The sequence below is a fragment of the Methylorubrum rhodesianum genome, from assembly GCF_014199985.1.
Taxonomy (GTDB): domain Bacteria; phylum Pseudomonadota; class Alphaproteobacteria; order Rhizobiales; family Beijerinckiaceae; genus Methylobacterium; species Methylobacterium rhodesianum.
On the sequence record NZ_JACHOS010000019.1, the window covers coordinates 25,419 to 43,732 of the forward strand.

Sequence of the window (18,314 nt, forward strand, 5' to 3'; positions counted from 1 at the left end):
GCCCGCGACGGGTCCGGCCGCCCGACGCGCGGGCCAGCCGGCGCGCTGAAACGACGAACACCTGAGCCCCATGAACATCTTCGCCCTCTTCGAGACGCGCGTGCGCGAGGCGCTCGAATCGCTCACCCGCTCCGGCCTGCTGCCGGAGGGCCTCGACCTGTCGCGGGTCGTGGTCGAGCCGCCGCGCGACCCCTCGCACGGGGATCTGGCCACCAATGCCGCCCTGGTGCTGGCGAAGGAGGCCCGGCAGAACCCCAAGGCGCTCGGCGAGGCGCTGGCAGGCGAACTGCGCGCCGATCCCCGCATCGTCGAGGCGAGCGTGGCCGGCCCCGGCTTCATCAACCTGCGGCTCTCGCCTGACGTCTATCATGCGGTGATCAGGGCGGCGCTCCGCGAGGGCGAGGCGTTCGGGCGCGGAAAGATGCCGGGCGGTCCGGTCAACATCGAGTACGTCTCGGCCAACCCCACCGGGCCGATGCATGTCGGCCACGGCCGCGGCGCGGTGTTCGGCGACGCGCTCGCCAACCTGCTCGCCGCCGCCGGCCGGCCGGTGACGCGCGAGTACTACATCAACGATGCCGGCGCGCAGGTCGATGTGCTCGCCCGCTCCGCCTTCCTGCGCTACCGCGAGGCGCTCGGCGAGACGATCACGATCCCCGAGGGCCTCTATCCCGGCGACTACCTCAAGCCGGTGGGCGCGAAGCTCGCGGACATCCATGGCCGGGCGCTGCTCGACAAGACGGAGCAGGAATGGCTGCCGCTGGTGCGCGGCTTCGCCATCGATGCGATGATGGACACGATCCGCGAGGATCTCGCGGCGATCGGCATTCGCCACGACGTGTTCTTTTCCGAAGCCACCCTCCAGGGCGAGAACGGCGGCCAAGGGGGCGGGCAAGGGGGCAACCGCGTCGCCGAACTGCTCTCCGCCCTGCGTGAGAAGGGCCTCGTCTACGAGGGGCGCCTGCCGCCGCCCAAGGGGCAGCTGCCCGAGGATTGGGAGGACCGGGAGCAGACCCTGTTCCGCTCGACCCAGTTCGGCGACGATGTCGACCGGCCGCTGCTGAAGTCCGACGGCTCCTACACCTACTTCGCCTCCGACATCGCCTATCACCGCGACAAGTGGCTGCGCGGCGCCAACGAGCTCATCGACGTGCTCGGCGCCGACCACGGGGGCTACGTCAAGCGCATGCAGGCGGCGGTGAAGGCGGTCAGCGACGGGCAGGCCCGGCTCGACGTCAAGCTCTGCCAGCTCGTGCGGCTTTTGCGCGCAGGCGAGCCGGTGAAGATGTCGAAGCGCGCGGGCGAGTTCGTGACCCTGCGCGACGTCATCGACGAGGTCGGGCGCGACGCGATCCGCTTCATGATGCTCTACCGCAAGAACGACGCGACGCTCGACTTCGACCTCGCCAAGGTCGTGGAGCAATCGAAGGACAACCCCGTCTTCTACGTGCAGTACGGCCACGCCCGCCGCTTCTCGGTGCTGCGTCAGGCCCGCGAGGCGCTGCCGGCCGAGGATTTTTCGCGGGAGGCGCTCCTGGCCGACGCGGATCTCTCGAGCCTCACCGATCCCGGCGAGATCGAGATGATGCGGCTGATTGCTCAGTATCCACGGGTGCTCGAATCAGCGGCAGCGGCGCACGAGCCGCACCGAATCGCGTTCTACCTCTATGAAACGGCCAGCTCGCTTCATAGTTTCTGGAACAAGGGCAAAGACTTGCCGCAATTACGGATTGTTAATCCAACCGACAGAAAGTCCACTCGGGCCCGCTTGGCCCTCGTGGAGGCTTTGGGCGGCGTTCTCGCCTCCGGCCTCGCGGTTTTGGGCGTCTCCGCACCCGACGAGATGCGGTGACCGAGGACGGCTGTTGAGAGGATGAGGCCATGACGGGACACGCTTCGCGCGCGACGGTCGATTTCGATGCCTTCGAGCGGGAGCTGCGTCAGACGTCGCAGGAGGCGATCCGGGCGAAGGCGCCGCAGGCCGCCCCCAAGGGCGACCCGCTCGCCGAGCTCGCCCGCATCGTCGGGCAGGACGATCCCTTCCGCGCCCTGCTGGAGGCGCGGGAGAAGAATGCGGCGCAGGACGCGCCGGCTTCCGCGGCGCGTGCGCCCGAGACGGGCCGGCCGGCGCGGGTCGAGCCGACCTTCGTCGATGCGCCTCCTCCCAGCCCGGCACACGGGCAGATGCAGGGTCAGTCCCAGAGCCCGGCGGACGCCTTCGACCAGTATCTCGCCTCCGTCGAGCAGGGCATGTACGCCGACGGCCCGACCGATCCCGCCGCCTTCGCCCAGGCCGACGAGGGCTACCGGACCGGCCGCGCTGAGGCTCCGCGCGGGCGCAACCGCCTCGTCCAGGTCGGGGCCGGCCTCGCGGTGGTGGCGGTCTGTGTCGGCGGAGCGCTGGCCTGGCGCGGCACCCACGGCGTCGGCGGCGGCGGTCCGATCACCGTGCTCGCGGACAAGACCCCGCTGAAGGTGCAGCCGACGGCCACCGACGGCGTCGAGATTCCCGACCAGAACAAGCAGATCTACGACCGCAATGCCAAGGACGGTCAGATCAAGATCGTGAACCGCGAGGAGCAGCCGCTCGACGTCAACCAGGCCGCCCGCACCGCCGCGGCGCGCAGCGAGAGTGCGGAGCCGGGGCAGGGCGGGGCGACGCCGGGCCAGGGTGGTATGCTCTCCGACACGTTCGGGGAGCCGCGTCGGGTGCGCACCGTTTCGGTCAAGCCGGATACGCCGGTCCTCCAGCCGCCGGCCGAGACCGCCCAGTCCCAGGCGAATGCCCAGGCTCATGCCCAGGCTCATGCCCAGGCCCCGACCTCGCCGATCCCGACCATGACGATGCCCGACGCTTCCGGCGGCACCACGACGCCCGCCGCGGAGGCCCGCCGGCCTACCTCGCCGCCCTCGCGCACCCTGGCCTCGAACCCGGCCCCGGCGGCGACCACGCCCGTGGCCGAGGAGCCGCAGGCCGCGCGTCCGAAGGCCCCGCAGCGCGTCGCCTCGGTCTCGCCCGAGACCACGGCCAGCACCACCGAGCCGGCGGCCACCTCCGCATCGCTCACCGCGCCGGTCAGCGGCTACTCGGTGCAGCTCGGCGTGCGCGGCAGCGAGAGCGAGGCGCGGGCCGCCTTCCGTGAGATGCAGGGCAAGTACAGCCAGCTCGCCGGCAAGCCCGAGCTGATCCGTCAGGCCGAGGTCAACGGCAAGACCCTGTTCCGCGTCCGCGTCGGGCCGCTCGCCAAGAACGAGGCCTCCAGCCTGTGCAGCGCGCTCCAGGGTGCGGGCGGCCAGTGCTTCGTCGCCAAGAACTGACAGCCGAAGAACTGACAGCCGAATAACGGAGCGCCGAGGAACCGAGCCGAGGACGCGGTCGGCCCTCGGCCGGCCCGGTCCTACTCATCCCATCCGCTTCCCCGGCCTGAGATGTCCGCGTCGGCCGGCCTCGACGGATCCACCGCGATCCCTGGAAGATCCGCCGAGGCCGCCTCGCGGCATTTCCGAACGGGGGCGCGGGTCGGATCGAAGCCGTGCTTGGCCATCGCCCGAATGACGCCAAGCCTTCCCGCCTGACCCGCCGATTCGAGGAATGCCGGTCCCATGACCTCAGCCTCCACGCCCCGCGCCGTCATCCTCGGCTGTTCCGGCACGGTGCTGACGACCGAGGAGCGCGCGTTCTTCCGCGACCTGCGGCCCTGGGGCTTCATCCTGTTCAAGCGCAACATCGGCACCCCCGAGGAGGTCCGCGCGCTGACCGCCTCGCTGCGCGAGACGGTCGGCCGGGCGGACGCGCCGATCCTGATCGACCAGGAGGGCGGACGGGTGCAGCGCATGGGTCCGCCGCATTGGCCGAAATACCCGGCCGGCGGGCGCTTCCGGGCCCTCGGGGACGGGGCGGCGGAGATCGCCGGGCTCGGCGCCCGGCTGATGGCGCACGATCTCTCGGATGTCGGCATCAACGTCGATTGCGCGCCGATGCTCGACGTGCCCGTGGCAGGCTCCGACAACATCATCGGCGACCGGGCCTACGGCGACACGCCGGAGCGGGTGATCGAACTCGGCCGCGCCGTGGCCGAGGGGCTGATGGCGGGCGGCGTGCTGCCGGTGATCAAACACATCCCCGGCCACGGCCGGGCGACCTGCGACAGCCATCTCGACCTGCCGGTGGTCGAGGCCGACCGGGAGGAGCTGTCGCGCAGCGACTTCCGTCCGTTCCGGGCACTCGCCGACCTGCCGCTGGCGATGAGCGCCCACGTGGTCTTCACTGCCCTCGATCCGGAGCGGCCCGCCACCCTGTCGGAGCGGGTGATCGGCGAGATCGTTCGCGGCGAGATCGGCTTCGACGGCCTGCTGATGACCGACGACCTGTCGATGCACGCGCTCCAGGGTCCGTTCCGGGAGCGCGCCGCGGCGGCCTATCGCGCCGGCATCGACGTGGTGCTCCATTGCAACGGACGCATGGACGAGATGCGGGCAGTGGCCGAGGCGACGCCCGATCTGGCCGGGGAGGGCGCGCGCCGCGCCGAGGCCGCTCTCGCCCGCCTCGCGCCGCCGGACGCCCTCGACCTGGCCGCAGCCCGTGCCCGGTTCGACGCGGCCTTCCCGACCGCCTGACGCTCAGCCCGACAACGAGGCGGAGTGCGACAAAGATGGGCAAGGGCTGCGCGGCCTTTGCCCGCTTGTGCGCCCTGCGCTGCTTGTGTTCGCGCCAGTCGATCCCTAGGTTCGCCCCAATTCAAGTGGAGGCGCCGCCGCAGTTGGTGCGGCGCAGGAGGTTGCCATGGGCAGCATGAGTGTCTGGCACTGGGTCATCGTTGCGGTCGTCGTCATGCTGCTGTTCGGCCGCGGCAAGGTGTCGGAGCTGATGGGCGACGTCGCCAAGGGCATCAAGGCCTTCAAGAAGGGCATGGCCGACGACGAGACCCAGCCGAACCAGACGGTGAACACCACCACGCCGGTGGGGCCGAACGATCCGGTCCGCACGCTGCCGCACCAGGGCGCGCCGGGCACGGCCCCGCAGCAGACGCACGTGCCGGCCGGCGACCACAAGGCCGTCTGAACAGCGGCACGCACGGGCTGAACGGTGGTCGGGCACGGTTGAAGATCGGCTCCGGGCAGGATAGCGCGGGCCGCGCGCCCGTCCTCATCAGGCGCGGCCCCGCGGGACGGACGACGCAATGCTGGACATGAGCTGGGGCGAGGTGATGCTGATCGGCGGCGTCGCCCTGATCGTCATCGGACCCAAGGACCTGCCGAAGGCCCTGCGCACGCTGGGCCAGATCACCACCAAGGTCCGGCGCATGGCCGGCGAGTTCCAGTCGCAGTTCAACGAGGCGATCCGCGAGGCGGAGCTGGAAGAGGTCCGCCGCGACGTCGAGGGCGTCAAGCGCACGGTGGATGCCGCGCGCCCAAGCTTCAATCCCGTGGACACCATCCGCAACGAGATCCGCAGCGCGGTCGAGAGCCGTCCCGGCGGCGGCTCGAAGGAGTCGGGGGCGAAGGATACCGGCAGCTTCGACGTGCCGCGGCCGACCGCCGAACAGCAAGCCGCCCAGATGCACGACGCTCCGATGGAAGGCACGCCGGCGGGCTCCACCGCCGCGGCCTTTCCCGCCACCTCCGGCACCAAGACCGAAACAGGCCCGACTCCATGAGCGACGAGCGCGATGAGGCCGAGATCGAGGCCTCGCGGGCACCCCTTCTGGAGCACCTGATCGAACTGCGCTCGCGACTCATCAAGTCGCTGCTCGCGTTCATCGTGATGTTCTTCGGCTGCTTCTTCTTCTCGAAGCAGATCTACAACGTGCTGGTGCACCCCTACGTCTCGATCGTGGGGCCGCAGAACGCCGAGCTGATCGCGACCCACTTCCTCGAACAGGTCTTCACCAACATCAAGCTCAGCGTGTTCGGGGCGGGCTTTCTCGCCTTTCCGGTCATCGCCACGCAGGTCTACGCCTTCGTCGCGCCCGGCCTCTACCGCAACGAGCGGCAGGCCTTCCTGCCCTATCTCGTCGCCACGCCGATCTTCTTCCTGCTCGGCGCGCTGGTCGTCTACTTCCTGGCGATGCCGCTGCTGATCCAGTTCTCGGTCTCGCTCCAGCAGATCGGGCAGCCGGGCGAGGCGACGATCCGGCTGCTGCCGAAGGTCGACGAGTACCTCTCGCTGATCATGACGCTGATCTTCGCCTTCGGGCTCGCCTTCCAGATGCCGGTGATCCTCACGCTTCTGGGCCAGATCGGCGTGATCGACGCGGCCTTCCTGCGGGAGAAGCGGCGCTACGCCATCGTGCTCGTCTTCGTCGCCGCCGCGGTGCTGACGCCGCCGGACGTGATCTCGCAGCTCTCGCTGGCGATCCCGATGCTGCTCCTCTACGAGGCCTCCGTGTTCTCGGTCGCCCGCATGGAGAAGATCCGCGCCGCCCGGCGACGGGCGGAAGGGATCGAGGACTGACGGGGATCACCGGCGCGGATCGTCGGCGGGACGCGGCGCGCTAAGCGGAGAATAAGGCACTTTGCGCATCACTTGATTGTGCGCAAATCTGTCCGCCGATGGAGCCTGCTCCATAACCCTCCGACTCAGAACGGAGGGAAGTCCATGTTCCACACGATGCGGACCGCCATCGCGATCGCCGCCCTGACCACCCTGGCCGGTGCGGTCCAGGCCGCGGATCTGCAGCGGGTGCGCGGCACGATCGAGAGCAGCGATGCCGGCTCGGTGACGATCAAGACCACCGACGGCGCGTCCGAGACGGTTCAGCTCGGCGGCGCCAAGTTCGCCTGGGTGGTCAAGTCGAGCCTCGACCAGATCAAGGAAGGCACCTTCATCGGCACCGCCACCAAGGGCGAGAACCCGATGACGGCGCTCGAAGTGGTGCTGTTCCCCGAATCCATGCGCGGCACGGCGGAAGGCCATTACGGCTGGGACGCGATCCCCGACCACACGACGGGCGGCGGCGGCCCGGTGGTGAAGAGCTCGATGACCAACGGCACCGTGAAGGCCGCCGGCGGCGCCGGCGCGGGCGGCGCGCCGAAGGTCAAGAGTTCGATGACCAACGCCACCGTGGCCAGCAGCACCGCCGGCTCCGGCACGGGCGGCGAGCGCACGCTGACCGTGACCTACGACAAGGACGGCTCGAAGACGATCGTGGTGCCGCCGAAGGCGCCGATCGTCGCCTTCGAGCCCGCCGACACGACGATCCTGACGCCGGGCGGCAAGATCTTCGTGGTCGCGGCCAAGGACGGCGGCAAGCTCGCGGGCAAGCTCGTCGCGGTGGGCAAGGACGGTCTCACCCCGCCGATGTAAGCGGACTCACGACCGTCCCTGGCTTCCCGCCAGGGACGGCCACAGCGGCCGGGCCAAAGCCGTGGCGGCAAGGCCGAGCCCGAGCAGCGAGACGAAGGCCGCCAGGGCCGGCAGTTCCGCATAGCCCGCGCCGAGCGTCAGCGCCGTGCCGCCGAGCCAGGCCCCGAGGGCGTTGCCGAGATTGAACGCGCCCTGGTTGAGGGTCGAGGCGAGGTTCGGCGCGTCGCTCGCCGCCTCCACCACCCAGACCTGGAGCGGCGAGACCAGGGCGAAGGCGAGCCCGCTCCACAGCACCAGCACCGCCAGCGCCGGACCGGCATAGGGCGCGACCAGCGCGAAGGCGGCGAGCACCGCGATCAGCCCGACGAAGCTGCCGAGGACGGTGCGCATCAGGCTGCGGTCGGCGAGCCAGCCGCCGGCGAGATTGCCGACGGTGAGCCCGACACCGGCCGCGAACAGCGCCCCCGTCACGCCGCCGGGCGTCAGATGCGTCACGGTGAGCAGGAACGGCGCGATGTAGGTGAAGACGGTGAAGAAGCTCACCGAGGACAGGGTCGAGACCAGCATCGGCCGCAGCACCGGCCAGCGCCCGAGCGCCCGGAATTCCTTCGCGAGGCCGCCGCGGGTGCCCGGCATGCCGCCCGGCAGGGCGAGCGCGATGGCCACCCCCGCCGCCAGACCGATGCCGACCACGGCCCAGAAGGTCGAGCGCCAGCCGAGCGCCTGACCGAGAGCGGTGCCGAGCGGCACGCCCAGCACGTTGGCGAGCGTCAGCCCGGCAAACATCAGCGAGACGGCCTGGGTGCGCTTCTCCCGCGGCACGAGGTTGCGGGCGACGATGGCACCGATGCCGAAGAAGGCGCCGTGGGCGAAAGCGGTGGCGACCCGCGCGGCCATCAGCCATTCGTAGCTCGACGCCAGGGCGCAGGCGAGGTTGCCCAGGGTGAACACCGCCATCAGCGCGAGCAGCGCCGCCTTGCGCGGCAGCGGCGCCGTCGCCATCGCCACGATCGGCGCGCCGATCACCACGCCGAGCGCGTAGCCCGAGACGAGATGGCCCGCCTGCGGGATGGTGACGCCGAAGTCGCGTGCCACCTCCGGCAGGAGGCCCATAATGACGAACTCGGTCGTGCCGATGCCGAAGGAGGCGACAGCGAGCGCGAGGATCGGCAGGGAAACCATGCAGGATGCTCCGAGGCGGCGCTTTTGCTGCGCCGCAAGATGAGCGCCGCACCATGTTCATCCACGGCACGCGCGACAGCCGCGTGACCGGGAGGCAGCCCTGCGCTCACGTCAGGGCGGCCGGCGCCGCAGGGACGCCCTGGCTGAGCCGAGGACCGGCCCTCGCGGACAAAAAGATTTTCCCGGCACTACCGGGCGCAGCAATAGGACCGTTCTCCACCTTGGAGAAACAACGCAAAAACAATCCGTTGATTTGCCCCACCCTAAGTCTCTAAATTTCATAGCAACAACGTCTCAACAACGCTCCGCAGATCTTGTGAATATCGAAGCCTCGAACATCTCCTGTCGGAGATTCGGGGGGCGGTCTTCCTTGGCTGCGGCCTTGCCTTCGGATGCTTCGCGATGCCCGCACGGATCGTTGCCTTCTCCGGCAACACGCACCGCCCCTCCCGTACCCGCACCCTGGTCGAGGCGGTGGCCGCCGAACTGTCGCGACTGCGCCCGATCGACCTGAAGGTCTACGACCTCGTCGACGCCGGCACCGGCATCGCGGTGGCGAGCCGCTCGGCCCTACCGCTTCCGGCGGCGCGGATCGTGGAGGGGATCGAGTCGGCCGATGCGCTGATCGTCGGCTCGCCGGTGTACAAGGGCAGCTACGCCGGGCTGTTCAAGCACCTGATCGACTTCGTCGCCCCCGAGGCGCTGATCGGCAAGCCGGTGGTGCTGACGGCGACTGGCGGCGGCCCGCGCCACGCGCTCGTGGTCGAGCACTCCCTGCGGCCCCTGTTCGGCTTCTTCTCGGCGCAGGCCGCGCCGACCGCGGTCTATGCCGGCGATACCGAGATCAGCGAGGGCCGGGTCGCCGACGAGATCGTGCGGGCTCGCGTCGCCCAGGCCGCGGGCGAACTCGCCCGGCTCCTCGATGTCGCGCAGGGTGCGAACGTCTCCGCCGCGGCCCCGGCGCCGCTGGCGAGCGCCGCCCGCTGAGGCCGCGATGCTCGACCGCCGCCAGTTCCTTGCCGCCGGCCTCGTCGCGGCCGGCACCGCGCTCCCGCTCCGACGCGCCCGCGCCGTGGAGCCGGGCGTGCTGCGCATCGGCTACCAGAAGAACGGCATCCTGGCCGTCGCCCGGGAGCAGGCGGCGATCGAGGCCGCGCTGAAGCCGCGGAACGTTTCCGTGCGCTGGGTCGAGTTCTCGTTCGGCCCGCCGCTGCTGGAAGCGCTGAACCTCGGCGCGATCGATTTCGGCCAGACCGGCGACGCCCCGCCGATCTTCGCCCAGGCCGCCGGCGCGGGTCTCGTCTACGCGGCGGCCCAGCCGAAGGGCGGCTCGGGCTCGGCGATCCTGCTGCCGAAGGGCTCGGCCGTCGCCTCCCTCGCCGACCTCAAGGGCAAGCGCGTCGCCTTCGCCAAGGGGTCGAGCGCGCACAACCTCACCGTCGCCGCCCTGGAGCGGGCGGGCCTGACCTACCGCGACATCACGCCGGTCCTGCTGGCGCCGGCCGACGGCGCGGCGGCCTTCGCCGGCGGCACGATCGACGCCTGGACGGTGTGGGACCCGTACTTCGCCATCGCCGAGGAGGGGCAGAGCGCCCGCATCCTCGTGCAGGCCTCGGACATCACCCCCACCAACAACTTCTTCTTGGCGAACAAGGCCTTCGCCGGGGAGCGGCCCGAGGTGCTCAAGGCGGCCATCGCCGCGCTCGGCGAGGTCGCGGTCTGGTGCGAGGGCAACCGACCCAGCGTCGCGGCGAGCCTGTCGAGGATCACCGGCGTGCCGCTCGCCGCCACGCGCCGCGCGGTGGAGCGCATTCGCTTCGTCATCGCGCCGATGGATGCGGCGGTCACCGCCGAGCAGCAGCGCATCGCCGACCGCTTTCACGCCATCGGCGTGATCCCCCGCCCGGTGCGGGTGTCCGACATCGTCTGGACGCCGCCCGAGACCCCCAACAAGACCCAGAACAACGGGTGAGCCGAGCCATGGCCGATTCCGCCGCGATCCGATCGCTCCCCGGCCGCACGCACCGCGCCGAGGCCGCTGCCCCCCTACAGCCCAATCCCCTTCGCTTGCCGACGGCCAAGCTGCTGCCCTGGCTTCTGCCGACGCTCGTCATCGTCGGCTGGCAGGCGGCGGCCTCGCTCGGCCTCGTCTCGACCCGGTTCATGCCGGCGCCGCTGGACGTCGCCGCCGCCGGCTGGCGCCTCGCCCAGACCGGTGAGCTCTGGGAGAACCTCTGGGTGAGCTTCGCCCGCGCGGCCTGCGGCTTCCTCATCGGTGGCGGCATCGGCCTGTCCTTCGGCCTCGCCAACGGCCTGTCGAACCTTTCCGAGAAGCTCACCGACACCACGCTGCAAATGGTGCGCAACGTGCCCCACCTGTCGCTGATCCCGCTGGTGATCCTGTGGTTCGGCATCGACGAGGGGGCCAAGCTCTTCCTCGTGGCGCTCGGCGTGTTCTTCCCGATCTACGCCAACACCCTGCACGGCATCCGCTCGGTCGATCCGCAACTGATCGAGATGGGCCGGGTCTACGGCATGAACCGGCGCGAGCTGTTCTGGCGCGTGGTGCTGCCCGGTGCGCTGCCCTCGATCTTCGTCGGCATCCGGTACGCGCTCGGCATCATGTGGCTGACGCTGATCGTCGCCGAGACGATCTCGGCCAATTCCGGCCTCGGCTACATGGCGATGCAGGCCCGCGAGTTCATGCTGGTCGACGTCGTGGTGCTGGCGATCCTGATCTACGCCGCCCTGGGCAAGCTCGCCGACAGCCTGACCCGGGCGCTGGAGCGTACCTGCCTCGCCTGGAACCCGGCCTACCGCAACGCCTGATCCCTTTCCCGCGAGCGAGTCCCATGTCCGCTGCCACCGCCCTGCGCGTCGAGGATCGGTCCACGAGCCGTCCCGATGCCGGCCTCGCCATCTCCCTGCGCGGCCTCTCGAAGAGCTTCGACGGAGGTGCCCCCGTCATCCGGGGCCTCGACCTCAACGTGCCCGCCGGCCAGTTCGTGGCCGTGGTCGGCCGCTCGGGCTGCGGCAAGAGCACGCTGCTGCGCCTGATCCTCGGCCTCGAGGCGCCGAGCGCCGGCCGCATCACCATCAGCGGCGACCGGAGCTCGAAGAGGATCATGTTCCAGGAGCCGCGGCTGCTGCCCTGGGCCCGTGTCGCCGACAACGTCGCGGTCGGCCTCGGGCGCGAGACGCCCCGCGCCGAGCGGCGTGCCCGCGCGCTCGGCGTCCTCGACGAGGTCGGGCTGGCGGAGAAGGCCGGCAACTGGCCCGCGACGCTGTCCGGCGGTCAGCGCCAGCGGGTGGCGCTCGCCCGCGCGCTCGTCAGCCGTCCGGCGCTGCTGGCGCTGGACGAGCCGCTGGGCGCCCTCGACGCGCTCACCCGCATCGAGATGCAGGAGATGATCGAACGCATCTGGCAGGACCAGGGCTTCACCGCGATCCTCGTCACCCACGATGTCGGCGAGGCGGTGGCGATGGCCGACCGCATCCTCGTGGTCGAGGAGGGCACCATCGCGCTGGACGTCGATGTGGACGTGCCGCGCCCCCGCCGCCGCGGCGACCCGGCGCTCGCCGAGCTCGAAGGCCGCATCCTCGAGCGGCTGCTCGGCCACCGCGCCTGACTTCTTTTTCAATCTTCGGAGCCTCTTCCATGACCGCCCAGAGCCGCCCCCCCGCCGACGGCAAGACCGACGTTCTCTGGTTCCTGCCCACCCACGGCGACGGCCGTTATCTCGGCGCCTCGGAAGGCGCCCGCGACGTCTCGCTGCCCTATCTTCGCCAGATCGCGCAGGCCGCGGACGACCTCGGCTACTACGGCGTGCTGCTGCCGACCGGCCGTTCCTGCGAGGATTCCTGGGTGATCGCCTCGGCGCTCGCCCCCCTGACGCAGCGCCTGCGATTCCTCGTCGCCGTGCGTCCCGGCCTGCAGGAGCCATCCGTCGCCGCGCGCATGGCCGCGACGCTCGACCGGATCTCCGACGGGCGCCTGCTCATCAACGTCGTGACCGGCGGCGACCCCGTCGAACTGAAGGGCGACGGCGTCTTTCTCGACCACGACGAGCGCTACGTCGTCACCGACGAGTTCCTGCACATCTGGCGCGGGCTGATGGCCGGCGAGACCGTGAACTTCGAGGGACGTCACCTGCGCACCGAGAACGGCCGGGTGATCTTCCGGCCCGTGCAGGCGCCCTATCCGCCGCTCTATTTCGGCGGCTCCTCGCCCGCCGGGATCGAGGTCGCGGCCGAGCATTGCGAGGTCTATCTCACCTGGGGCGAGCCCCCGGCCGGCGTCGCCGAGAAGCTTGCCAAGGCACGCGAGGCGGCCGAGAAAAAAGGCAAAACCTTCTCCTACGGCATCCGCCTGCACGTGATCGTGCGCGAGACCGAAGGCGAGGCCTGGGACGCGGCGGAGCGGCTGATCTCGCGGCTCGACGACGCCACCATCGCCCAGGCGCAGGCGACCCTGAAGCGCCAGGATTCCGTCGGCCAGAGCCGGATGATGGCCCTGCACGGCGGCGACCGATCCAGGCTCGTGGTCTCGCCCAACCTCTGGGCCGGCGTCGGCCTCGTGCGCGGCGGGGCGGGCACGGCGCTCGTCGGCTCGGCGGATCAGGTCGCCGACCGGATGAAGGAGTACATCGATCTCGGCATCGACCGCTTCATCCTCTCCGGCTACCCGCATCTGGAGGAGGCCTACCGCTTCGCCGAGCTGGTCTTCCCCAAGCTCCCCCTGCGCGCGACCACCGGCACGGCGCCGAGCACCGCCCGCAACAACGGTCCGTTCGGCGAGGTGATCGCCAACGACATCGTGCCGACCCGCCGCGTCGGCGCCCACTGAGCGGGAAGGCTTTTCGCGATGACTGTCCGCGCCCGCCCCGCTGCCATCACACCGTCGCTGCTGCCGCGCCTCTGGCTGGCGCTCGCCGCGCTGATCTTCGCCAGCCTGACGCTGGCCGCGCACGCGCAAGAAAACCGACAGACCGAGCGCACGGTGCGGGTCGGTTACCAGAAATACGGCACGCTGGTCCTGCTGAAGGGCCGCGGCACGCTCGAGCCGCGGCTGAAGGCGCTCGGCTACCGGGTGCAATGGTCGGAGTTTCCCTCCGGCCCGCCGCTGATGGAGGCGCTGAACGCGGGTGCCGTCGATTTCGGCTCGGCGGGCGAAACCCCGCCGATCTTCGCCCAGGCTGCGAGCGATGCGCTGATCTACGTCGCCCACGAGCCGGCGGCGCCCAGGGGCGAGGCGATCCTGGTGCCCAAGGCCAGTCCGATCCAATCGGTCGCCGATCTGCGGGGGAAGAAGGTCGCGTTCAACAAGGGCTCGAACGTCCACTATTTACTGGTGCGCGCCGTCGAGGCGGCGGGCCTGAGCCTCGCCGACATCACCCCCCTCTACCTCGCGCCCGCCGACGCGCGGGCGGCGTTCGAACGCGGCGCGATCGATGCCTGGGTGATCTGGGACCCGTACTTCGCCGCCGCCGAGGCCGGCGGCAACGCCCGGGTGCTCGCCGACGGCACCGGCCTCGTGCCGAACCACCAGTTCTATCTCTCGTCCAAGAGCTTCGCGGCCGGGAACGGCGCAGTGGTCGACGCCATCGTCGAGGCCATCGCCGAACTCGATGCCTGGGCCAAGGCCAACACCGACGCGGTGGCCAAGGAACTGGCGCCCTCCGTCGGAATCCCGGCGCCGATCCTGAGCGTCGCGCTCCAGCGCCAGACCTACGGCATCCGCCCCCTCGACGAGGCGGTGACGCGGGAGCAGCAGCGCATCGCCGACACCTTCCACGGGCTCAAGCTCGTGCCGAAGCCGGTCGACATCGCCGGCGCCGTGCGCAAGCCCGGCAGCTGAGAACACCGCTCCTCCCCTCGCGGGAGAAGCAGCCCCACCCGTCCGCGTCCTCCGAGAACCGAAAATCTCCCATGAACCGCCGGTCCGCCGCCCGCCTCGTCCTCGCTGGCCTCGCGCTCAGCCTCGCCCTCGGCCGCAACCCGGCCTTCGCGGAGGACACCCCCCTGCGCATCGGCTATCAGCGCTCCTCGGCGCTGATCTCGCTCCTGCGCGAGGATGCGATCCTGGAGACGGCCCTGAAGCCCCTCGGCGTCACCGTCTCCTGGCACGAATTCACCAGCGGCCTGCCGATCATGGAGGCGCTCAATGTCGGCCGCATCGACGTCTCGGCGGATGTCGCCGACACCGTGCCGGTCTTCGCGCAGGCGGCGAATGCCAGGATCACCTACATCGCCCAGGAAGCGGCCTCGCCGGAGGCACAGGCCATCCTGGTGCCGGGCGATTCCCCGCTGAAGTCGGTCGCCGACCTGAAGGGCCGCAAGGTCGCCGTGACCAAGGGCGCCGGCAGCCACTACCTGCTGCTCGCCGCGCTGAAGGCGGAAGGGCTGCCGTTCAAGAGCATCACCCCCGCCTACCTCACCCCGGCGGACGGACGCAGCGCGCTCGCCGGCGGCAGCGTCGATGCCTGGGTGGCATGGGATCCGTTTCTGTCCGCCGCGCAGATCCAGGCCGGCGCACGCATCCTCAAGGACGGCACCGGGCTCTCGGCCTACAAGCGCTACTATCTCGCCTCCGACGCCTACGCGGAAAAGCGCGCCGACGTGCTGACCCTGCTCGTCGCCAAGCTGCGCGAGGCCGGACTCTGGGTGAAGGCCAACCCGGACGCGGCCGCCGCGCGGCTGGCCGCCCTGTGGAAGATCGAGCCCGACATCGTGAAGCAGGCCAATGCCCGCCGCTCCTACCGGGTCGAGCCGGTGAACCGCGAGGGGCTCGTCGAGCAGCAGACCATTGCCGACGCCTTCCGTGCCGAGGGCCTGCTGCCGCGCGCCGTCGATGCCTCCGCCCTGCCGATCTGGGAATCGCCGTCGCGCTGACCGTGGGGAGTTTCTCGCAGAAGGACTGCTCACAATGACCCGTCAGGCCGGCCTGCCCCCCATCGCCGTGATCGGGGCGGGTTTCAGCGGCACCATGGCCGCGCTCCAGCTCCTCGCCGCCCTGCCGCCGGAGCGGCCGGTCCTGCTGTGCGAGCGATCGGGGAGTTTTGCCCGGGGGCTGGCCTACGGCACCGGCAACCCGGCCCACCTCCTCAACGTGCGTGCCGCCAATATGAGCGCCTTCCCCGACCGGCCAGGCCATTTCGAGGAATGGCTGGCCGGGGCCGATCTCGGCGAGGGCATCGTGAAGACCCCGGCGGGCACCTTCGTGGCGCGGGGCCATTACGGCAGCTACCTCACCGATCTGCTGACCGCGGCCGTCACCGGGCCGGGCGTGCCGCGACTTCGCCTCGTCAACGACGCGGTGGTCGATCTGGAACCCCGGGCCGGGGGCTTCGTCCTTCGGACGGAGGGCGGACAGGCCCACCGGGTCGCCGGGGCCGTGCTCGCCATGGGCAACCTCGCCGCGGCGGCACGCAGGAGCCGCCACAGCCTCGACCCCTGGGCCCCCGAAAGCTTCGGGCGCCTGCACCCGCACGCGCCGGTCCTCATCGTCGGAACCGGCCTCACCATGCTCGACGCGGTGGCGAGCCTGCGGGCGCAGGGCTTCTCCGGCGCCATCCTCGCCCTGTCGCGCCGCGGCCTGCTGCCGAACGCCCACGCTCCCGCCGCGCTTTGGCCCGCACCGGACCTGACGCCGGCCGACTTCGCCTCCCTGGGGCGGCTGCTGACCCGCATCCGCGGGGAGGTAGCGCGGGCGGCGGAGGCGGGGATCGGCTGGCACGGCGTCATCGATGCCCTGCGTCCGCTCACCGACACGATCTGGCGCAGCCTGCCGCCGCGTGAGCAGGCCCGGTTCCAGCGGCACCTGCGTCCGTTCTGGGACGTGCACCGCCACCGCACCGCCCCACCCGCGGCGCGGACAGTCGCCGACGAGATCGCCCGTGGTGCGCTGACGGTGCGGGCTGGGCGCCTGCTCGCGGTCGAGGACGAGGCGGCGCAGGCGGTTGTGACGCTGCGCCTGCGCGGCGCCGAGCGCCCGGAGCGTCTCGCCGTCCAGGCGATGATCGACGCCTCCGGATTCAGTCACCTGAGGGAGAGCCGCGACCCGCTGCTGCGGCGCCTGCTGGAGCGGGGCTTCGTGCGCCCCGGCCCGTTCGGGCTCGGCCTCGATGCCGGCCCCGATTACCGGGCCGTCGGTGGATCGGTCGGGGAGGGCGGGGGGCCGCTCTGGATTCTCGGGCCGCTCCTGCGCGGCGTCCTGTGGGAATGCACCGCGGTGCCCGACATCCGCAACGAGGCGGCGGATCTGGCCGGCCTCGTCGCCAGCGACCTCGACCGAGCCGCTGCGGCCTAGAACACGCCCATCCGTCGACGGGGTTGGAGCGGCGGAGAGGCACGACTCTCCGCCGCTTCACGCATTCGTGACAGGCGCAGATCCCCGTCGCGCTCGTTCCGATCAGGGCGCCGCCGATCCTAATCCTCTGTCTTTGCTGCTGTTTCGAACGAACCGACCCCGGATGCTTCCGACGCCGGCTCATAAATCGGAATCGTTCTAAAGAGCTGGACGCAAGTTTGGAGTTGTTCTAATTAAGAACCGTGACGGCGGGGCAACCGGGGCCGGAAGGATCCGGACTGCGGAAATGACCGCCAGGGACGACGCAACGGAAACCGGAGAGAGATCATGGCCACCTCGAGCAACGCCGCCTGCCAGAGCTGCCGCTTCTTCGACGATCACAAGACCAACGGCGCCCAGGCCGCGGGCGATCAGGGCCTGTGCCGGTACAACCCCCCGGTGAGCCAGCCCGACCCGCAGAGCCAGGGCCTGTGGCCGGTGGTCGCCTCCAAGGATTGGTGCGGTCACTTCACCGCCGACGTCACCGCGGCCGAGTAAGAAAGGATCGTCCGAAAGGACGCGTCCACGAGGGCCGGTGCCGCGCGCACCGGCCCTTTTCGCATGCGCCGCGCAAACGCCGGCGAATTGCGTCGCAACCGCCCTGCGGCGGTCATGATCCGGTCACCTTCCGATTCGATGGCTGCGGCGAAGGGGCAACGGTCCGTGAGCGGACGGCCCGGTCGTCAGGTTGAACGGCGCGGCCGGCACGTGCCGCCGCGCCCGAGTGGGGATGATTGCATGATCTTCGGACCGATCGGTGCACGCGCGCCTTTCCTCCGCACCGGCCGCACCGCGGCCCTCGCCGCCGGCATGGCGGCCCTGGGCGTCCTGTCGGCGGCTCCCGCCACGGCCGCCGCTCCGGCGCATGATCCGAGCGGTACGTGGCTGACGCAGGACGGCAAGGCGCGCATCCGCGTCGAGAAGTGCGGCCCGCAGGAGAAGAACCTCTGCGGCTACGCGGTGTGGCTGAAGACCCCGCTCAACGACGAGGGCAAGCCGCGGGTCGATTTCCGCAACCCCGATCCGAAGAAGCGCGCCCGCGCCTCGCTCGGCCACCAGCTCATCCTCGGCCTGAAGCTGAACGAGGATGCCCATTACGAGGGCAAGATCTACAACGCCGAGGACGGCAAGTTCTACGACGTCACGATCTGGTCGGATGAGCCGGAGGAGCTGACGGTCAAGGGTTGCCTGATCGCCTTCCTGTGCCAGTCGCAGACCTGGAAGAAGGTCGGCGACACCCTGCCGGGCCAGCTCACCGGCCCGACCAACGGGCCGAACGGCCCCCGCGCCGACGCCGAGTGGGCGCCCAAGACCGCTCCCGGCGCGACGGCCAACGGCCCCGCCGCCACCGGCACCACCGGCCCGGCCCCCGCCGCCAAGCCGGCTCCGAAGCCCGCCGCGCCGAAGGCCCCGGCCGCTCCGGCCCCGGCGCAGTAAGCGGCCCCGCACCACAGCCCGTATGATTCCGGGTTCCGCCTC

At 70.9% G+C, this 18,314-nt stretch carries 18 protein-coding genes; 17 read left to right on the top strand and 1 reads right to left on the bottom strand.

Features of this window, described 5'->3' with window-relative positions:
* Positions 1-70: 70 nt before the first annotated feature.
* The 7 genes from argS to HNR01_RS22685 all read left to right on the top strand — a co-directional run bounded on the left by argS (position 71) and on the right by HNR01_RS22685 (position 7,306).
* Positions 71-1,852: an arginine--tRNA ligase gene (gene argS / locus HNR01_RS22655; protein ID WP_183669992.1), complete on the top strand. Its 1,782-nt coding sequence runs from the start codon at positions 71-73 to the stop codon at positions 1,850-1,852.
* A gap of 29 nt (positions 1,853-1,881) precedes the next feature.
* Entirely contained in the window at positions 1,882-3,318 is a 1,437-nt protein-coding gene (locus HNR01_RS22660; RefSeq protein ID WP_183669994.1) for an SPOR domain-containing protein, read from the top strand.
* A 285-nt stretch (positions 3,319-3,603) separates the two neighbouring features.
* Positions 3,604-4,617 carry a beta-N-acetylhexosaminidase gene (gene nagZ / locus HNR01_RS22665; protein WP_183669996.1) on the top strand — a complete coding sequence of 338 codons (1,014 nt, stop codon included), beginning with the start codon at positions 3,604-3,606 and terminating at the stop codon, positions 4,615-4,617.
* A 166-nt stretch (positions 4,618-4,783) separates the two neighbouring features.
* Positions 4,784-5,062 (top strand): twin-arginine translocase TatA/TatE family subunit, encoded by a 279-nt coding sequence (locus HNR01_RS22670; protein WP_017486597.1) that lies wholly within the window; start codon positions 4,784-4,786, stop codon positions 5,060-5,062.
* Positions 5,063-5,180: 118 nt separating this feature from the next.
* Entirely contained in the window at positions 5,181-5,657 is a 477-nt protein-coding gene (gene tatB / locus HNR01_RS22675; RefSeq protein ID WP_183669998.1) for a Sec-independent protein translocase protein TatB, read from the top strand.
* Positions 5,654-6,454, top strand: coding sequence for a twin-arginine translocase subunit TatC (gene tatC / locus HNR01_RS22680; protein WP_017486599.1), 801 nt, complete (start codon positions 5,654-5,656; stop codon positions 6,452-6,454). Before tatB ends, tatC begins: the two co-directional genes overlap by 4 nt.
* 144 nt (positions 6,455-6,598) lie before the next feature.
* Entirely contained in the window at positions 6,599-7,306 is a 708-nt protein-coding gene (locus tag HNR01_RS22685; RefSeq protein WP_183670000.1) for a metal ABC transporter permease, read from the top strand.
* Positions 7,307-7,312: 6 nt separating this feature from the next.
* On the opposite strand, the gene HNR01_RS22690 is transcribed toward HNR01_RS22685, so the two are convergent.
* Positions 7,313-8,488 (bottom strand): MFS transporter, encoded by a 1,176-nt coding sequence (locus HNR01_RS22690; protein ID WP_153875491.1) that lies wholly within the window; start codon positions 8,486-8,488, stop codon positions 7,313-7,315.
* Between the two features lie 402 nt (positions 8,489-8,890).
* Between HNR01_RS22690 and msuE the strand changes: the two genes are divergently transcribed.
* The 10 genes from msuE to HNR01_RS22740 all read left to right on the top strand — a co-directional run bounded on the left by msuE (position 8,891) and on the right by HNR01_RS22740 (position 18,272).
* Positions 8,891-9,475 (top strand): FMN reductase, encoded by a 585-nt coding sequence (msuE, locus tag HNR01_RS22695; RefSeq protein ID WP_183670001.1) that lies wholly within the window; start codon positions 8,891-8,893, stop codon positions 9,473-9,475.
* Between the two features lie 7 nt (positions 9,476-9,482).
* Positions 9,483-10,460, top strand: coding sequence for an aliphatic sulfonate ABC transporter substrate-binding protein (locus tag HNR01_RS22700; RefSeq protein ID WP_183670003.1), 978 nt, complete (start codon positions 9,483-9,485; stop codon positions 10,458-10,460).
* Positions 10,461-10,468: 8 nt separating this feature from the next.
* Positions 10,469-11,317, top strand: coding sequence for an ABC transporter permease subunit (locus tag HNR01_RS22705; protein WP_183670005.1), 849 nt, complete (start codon positions 10,469-10,471; stop codon positions 11,315-11,317).
* Positions 11,318-11,340: 23 nt separating this feature from the next.
* Positions 11,341-12,117 (top strand): ATP-binding cassette domain-containing protein, encoded by a 777-nt coding sequence (locus tag HNR01_RS22710; protein ID WP_183670007.1) that lies wholly within the window; start codon positions 11,341-11,343, stop codon positions 12,115-12,117.
* A gap of 29 nt (positions 12,118-12,146) precedes the next feature.
* Complete coding sequence (gene ssuD / locus HNR01_RS22715; RefSeq protein ID WP_183670009.1) at positions 12,147-13,334, top strand: FMNH2-dependent alkanesulfonate monooxygenase; 1,188 nt, start codon at positions 12,147-12,149, stop codon at positions 13,332-13,334.
* An 18-nt stretch (positions 13,335-13,352) separates the two neighbouring features.
* Positions 13,353-14,345 carry a sulfonate ABC transporter substrate-binding protein gene (locus HNR01_RS22720; RefSeq protein WP_183670012.1) on the top strand — a complete coding sequence of 331 codons (993 nt, stop codon included), beginning with the start codon at positions 13,353-13,355 and terminating at the stop codon, positions 14,343-14,345.
* A 71-nt stretch (positions 14,346-14,416) separates the two neighbouring features.
* On the top strand, positions 14,417-15,379 hold the full coding sequence (locus HNR01_RS22725) for an aliphatic sulfonate ABC transporter substrate-binding protein (protein WP_183670014.1): 963 nt from the start codon (positions 14,417-14,419) through the stop codon (positions 15,377-15,379).
* A 34-nt stretch (positions 15,380-15,413) separates the two neighbouring features.
* Entirely contained in the window at positions 15,414-16,796 is a 1,383-nt protein-coding gene (locus HNR01_RS22730; RefSeq protein ID WP_183670016.1) for an FAD/NAD(P)-binding protein, read from the top strand.
* 327 nt (positions 16,797-17,123) lie between these two features.
* Positions 17,124-17,333 (top strand): hypothetical protein, encoded by a 210-nt coding sequence (locus HNR01_RS22735; protein ID WP_017486610.1) that lies wholly within the window; start codon positions 17,124-17,126, stop codon positions 17,331-17,333.
* Positions 17,334-17,573: 240 nt separating this feature from the next.
* A complete protein-coding gene (locus HNR01_RS22740) occupies positions 17,574-18,272 on the top strand; it encodes a DUF2147 domain-containing protein (RefSeq protein WP_017486611.1) in 699 nt (232 codons plus the stop codon).
* Positions 18,273-18,314: the final 42 nt, after the last annotated feature.

What these genes read in the sequence shown, in the direction of transcription:
- argS (WP_183669992.1), top strand. Translation starts at nt 71, where the DNA reads ATGAACATCTTCGCCCTCTTCGAGACGCGCGTGCGCGAGGCGCTCGAA.
- HNR01_RS22660 (WP_183669994.1), top strand. Translation starts at nt 1,882, where the DNA reads ATGACGGGACACGCTTCGCGCGCGACGGTCGATTTCGATGCCTTCGAG.
- nagZ (WP_183669996.1), top strand. Translation starts at nt 3,604, where the DNA reads ATGACCTCAGCCTCCACGCCCCGCGCCGTCATCCTCGGCTGTTCCGGC.
- HNR01_RS22670 (WP_017486597.1), top strand. Translation starts at nt 4,784, where the DNA reads ATGGGCAGCATGAGTGTCTGGCACTGGGTCATCGTTGCGGTCGTCGTC.
- tatB (WP_183669998.1), top strand. Translation starts at nt 5,181, where the DNA reads ATGCTGGACATGAGCTGGGGCGAGGTGATGCTGATCGGCGGCGTCGCC.
- tatC (WP_017486599.1), top strand. Translation starts at nt 5,654, where the DNA reads ATGAGCGACGAGCGCGATGAGGCCGAGATCGAGGCCTCGCGGGCACCC.
- HNR01_RS22685 (WP_183670000.1), top strand. Translation starts at nt 6,599, where the DNA reads ATGTTCCACACGATGCGGACCGCCATCGCGATCGCCGCCCTGACCACC.
- HNR01_RS22690 (WP_153875491.1), bottom strand. Translation starts at nt 8,488, where the DNA reads ATGGTTTCCCTGCCGATCCTCGCGCTCGCTGTCGCCTCCTTCGGCATC.
- msuE (WP_183670001.1), top strand. Translation starts at nt 8,891, where the DNA reads ATGCCCGCACGGATCGTTGCCTTCTCCGGCAACACGCACCGCCCCTCC.
- HNR01_RS22700 (WP_183670003.1), top strand. Translation starts at nt 9,483, where the DNA reads ATGCTCGACCGCCGCCAGTTCCTTGCCGCCGGCCTCGTCGCGGCCGGC.
- HNR01_RS22705 (WP_183670005.1), top strand. Translation starts at nt 10,469, where the DNA reads ATGGCCGATTCCGCCGCGATCCGATCGCTCCCCGGCCGCACGCACCGC.
- HNR01_RS22710 (WP_183670007.1), top strand. Translation starts at nt 11,341, where the DNA reads ATGTCCGCTGCCACCGCCCTGCGCGTCGAGGATCGGTCCACGAGCCGT.
- ssuD (WP_183670009.1), top strand. Translation starts at nt 12,147, where the DNA reads ATGACCGCCCAGAGCCGCCCCCCCGCCGACGGCAAGACCGACGTTCTC.
- HNR01_RS22720 (WP_183670012.1), top strand. Translation starts at nt 13,353, where the DNA reads ATGACTGTCCGCGCCCGCCCCGCTGCCATCACACCGTCGCTGCTGCCG.
- HNR01_RS22725 (WP_183670014.1), top strand. Translation starts at nt 14,417, where the DNA reads ATGAACCGCCGGTCCGCCGCCCGCCTCGTCCTCGCTGGCCTCGCGCTC.
- HNR01_RS22730 (WP_183670016.1), top strand. Translation starts at nt 15,414, where the DNA reads ATGACCCGTCAGGCCGGCCTGCCCCCCATCGCCGTGATCGGGGCGGGT.
- HNR01_RS22735 (WP_017486610.1), top strand. Translation starts at nt 17,124, where the DNA reads ATGGCCACCTCGAGCAACGCCGCCTGCCAGAGCTGCCGCTTCTTCGAC.
- HNR01_RS22740 (WP_017486611.1), top strand. Translation starts at nt 17,574, where the DNA reads ATGATCTTCGGACCGATCGGTGCACGCGCGCCTTTCCTCCGCACCGGC.